The following is a 3,484-nucleotide window of genomic DNA, read 5'->3' on the forward strand; positions in this document are numbered from 1 at the left end:
AAGAGTATGGGGCCTTAGCTCAGCTGGGAGAGCGGTTGCTTTGCAAGCATCAGGTCATCGGTTCGATCCCGATAGGCTCCACCACTCGCCACAACCTAGAGATGAAGAGAAAACGCTTCCGCTTCGGCGGAAATTGCGGGGTTCGCCCCGCCTTATTTGACATTGTGAATGGGTTCTTAAAATCGATGCCGTGATACGGCGTTGGTTCGACAGGAACGACTTTGGATCGCGGTTCGCCGCGAGGTCAGAGCGTAGAGGGTCGGATACAACGCTAATTAATCAGGCTGAGCATTTTTAATCATCCGTACCAAGATACTGCGACAACTCTGCTCTTGCCGAGTCGGCGTGATCGTCATGATCATGCCCAGTGTTGTTGTTGGTGGTGCGGACTCTCAAGCGTGAGGTAAGGGCAATTCGTGGATGCCTTGGCGCATACAGGCGATGAAGGACGTGGCACGCTGCGATAAGCTGCGGTGAGGTGTGAGCAACCTTTGACCCGCAGATTTCCGAATGGGGAAACCCACCTATCCCGTTTAACTTGCGTAATCGAGCAATCGGTTACGCACGCTAAATGGGGTTAGGTATCACTTAAGTGAATACATAGCTTTCGTGAAGCGAACCCGGCGAACTGAAACATCTCAGTAGCTGGAGGAAAAGACATCAACCGAGATTCCGTTAGTAGTGGCGAGCGAACGCGGACCAGGCCAGTGCCTGAATTTCAACTAGCAGAACACTTTGGAAAGAGTGGCCATAGCGGGTGACAGCCCCGTATGCGAAAGTGAGACTTCAGGACATGAGTAGGGCGGGACACGTGTAATCCTGTCTGAACATAGGGGGACCACCCTCTAAGCCTAAATACTCGTATGCGACCGATAGTGAACTAGTACCGTGAGGGAAAGGTGAAAAGCACCCCGATGAGGGGAGTGAAACAGTACCTGAAACGGATTGCCTACAAGCAGTTGGAGGGTCCTTGAGGCCTGACAGCGTACCTCTTGCATAATGGGTCTGTGACTTAATGTATCAAGCAAGCTTAAGCCGTTAGGTGTAGGCGCAGCGAAAGCGAGTCTGAATAGGGCGCCAGAGTTTGATGTATTAGACCCGAAACCCGGCGATCTATGCATGACCAGGATGAAGGTGCAGTAACATGCACTGGAGGTCCGAACCGATTAACGTTGAAAAGTTACCGGATGAGTTGTGCTTAGGGGTGAAAGGCCAATCAAGCCGGGAAATAGCTGGTTCTCCGCGAAAACTATTGAGGTAGTGCCTCGGATGGACACCCTAGGGGGTAGAGCACTGGATGGTTGCGGGGGTCGCGAGACCTACCAACACTAACCAAACTCCGAATACCTAGGAGTGATATCCGGGAGACAGACGGCGGGTGCTAAGGTCCGTCGTCAAAAGGGAAACAGCCCTGACCTACAGCTAAGGTCCCCAAGTCGTGTCTAAGTGGGAAAGCATGTGGAACTTCCAAAACAACCAGGAGGTTGGCTTAGAAGCAGCCATCCTTTAAAGAAAGCGTAACAGCTCACTGGTCTAATCAAGAGGTTCTGCGGCGAAGATGTAACGGGGCTCAAGACACGCACCGAAGCTTAGGGTGTGCGCTTTATAGCGTACGCGGTAGCGGAGCGTTCCGTAAGCCTGAGAAGCGATCTGGTAATGGGTCGTGGAGGTATCGGAAGTGCGAATGCAGACATGAGTAGCGATAAAAAGGGTGAGATGCCCTTTCGCCGAAAGACCAAGGGTTCCTGCGCAAGGCTAATCCGCGCAGGGTGAGCCGGCCCCTAAGACGAGCCCGAAGGGGGTAGTCGATGGGAACCACGTTAATATTCGTGGGCCTGGTGGTGTGTGACGGATCTCGTGTGTTGTCGTCCCTTATCGGATTGGGACGGCCTCGAAGAGGTCCCGGGAAATAGCCCCACCGTATAGACCGTACCCGAAACCGACACAGGTGGTCAGGTAGAGTATACCAAGGCGCTTGAGAGAAGTGTCCTGAAGGAACTCGGCAAATTGCCTCCGTACCTTCGGAAGAAGGAGGCCCAACATAGGCGCAAGCTCTTGTTGGGGGCACAGGCCAGGGGGTAGCGACTGTTTAGCAAAAACACAGGGCTCTGCTAAGTCGGCTTCAAGACGACGTATAGGGCCTGACGCCTGCCCGGTGCCTGAAGGTTAAGTGGAGGGGTGCAAGCTCTGAAATGAAGCCCAGGTAAACGGCGGCCGTAACTATAACGGTCCTAAGGTAGCGAAATTCCTTGTCGGGTAAGTTCCGACCTGCACGAATGGCGTAACGACTTCCCCACTGTCTCCAGGACATGCTCAGCGAAATTGAATTCCCCGTGAAGATGCGGGGTTCCCGCGGTTAGACGGAAAGACCCCGTGCACCTTTACTGCAGCTTCAGAGTGGCATTAGGAAGAAACTGTGTAGCATAGGTGGGAGGCTTTGAAGCGTTGGCGCCAGCTGACGTGGAGCCATAGGTGAAATACCACCCTGTTTGTTTCTGATGTCTAACCTCGATCCATGAAACTGGATCAGGGACCCTCTGTGGCGGGTAGTTTGACTGGGGCGGTCGCCTCCTAAAGAGTAACGGAGGCGCGCAATGGTGGGCTCAGGACGGTTGGAAACCGTCTGTTAGAGTGCAATGGCATAAGCCCGCCTGACTGCGAGACTGACAAGTCGAGCAGAGACGAAAGTCGGTCATAGTGATCCGGTGGTCCCTCGTGGAAGGGCCATCGCTCAACGGATAAAAGGTACGCCGGGGATAACAGGCTGATAACCCCCAAGAGCTCATATCGACGGGGTTGTTTGGCACCTCGATGTCGGCTCATCACATCCTGGGGCTGGAGCAGGTCCCAAGGGTTTGGCTGTTCGCCAATTAAAGTGGTACGTGAGCTGGGTTCAGAACGTCGCGAGACAGTTTGGTCCCTATCTGCCGTGGGCGTCGAAATTTGAGAGGAGTTGACCCTAGTACGAGAGGACCGGGTTGAACATACCTCTGGTGTACCTGTCGTTCTGCCAAGAGCGCAGCAGGGTAGCTATGTATGGACGGGATAACCGCTGAAAGCATCTAAGCGGGAAGCCTCCCTCGAGATAAGATTTCATAGAGCCGTCAGAGACCATGACGTTGATAGATCGGATGTAGAAGTGGAGTAATCCATGGAGCTAACCGATACTAATTGCTCTATTCGCGCTTGAGAGTCCCACCATCAATGACAATCCTGGGAAACCAGATGTCGCTGACTGGCGGATGATCAAATGCAACGCCTGATTAACAACTACCATCTTCAGACAACCGTAAAGCGTGCACCGATTTTAAGATACGAACTCGAACCCGCTGTTCACCGGCTCCATTGCTTGGTGGCTATAGCGTCAGTGCCCCACCCGATCCCATCCCGAACTCGGCCGTGAAACCTGACTGCGCCCATGGTACTATCACTTAAGTGATGGAAGAGTAGGTCGTCGCCAGGCATTGAAGCCGGTGAGCAGCAA

General features: G+C 53.5%; 1 tRNA gene and 2 rRNA genes. All 3 read left to right on the top strand.

The window, feature by feature from the left end:
- Positions 1-8: 8 nt before the first annotated feature.
- Positions 9-84, top strand: a tRNA-Ala gene (locus ABIC17_RS20235).
- A 309-nt stretch (positions 85-393) separates the two neighbouring features.
- Positions 394-3,191 (top strand): 23S ribosomal RNA (locus ABIC17_RS20240).
- A gap of 157 nt (positions 3,192-3,348) precedes the next feature.
- Positions 3,349-3,463 (top strand): 5S ribosomal RNA (rrf, locus tag ABIC17_RS20245).
- The last annotated feature ends 21 nt before the right edge of the window (positions 3,464-3,484 follow it).

It is taken from the genome of Sphingomonas sp. PvP056 (assembly GCF_040549155.1).
In the GTDB taxonomy this organism is placed as follows: Bacteria; Pseudomonadota; Alphaproteobacteria; order Sphingomonadales; family Sphingomonadaceae; genus Sphingomonas.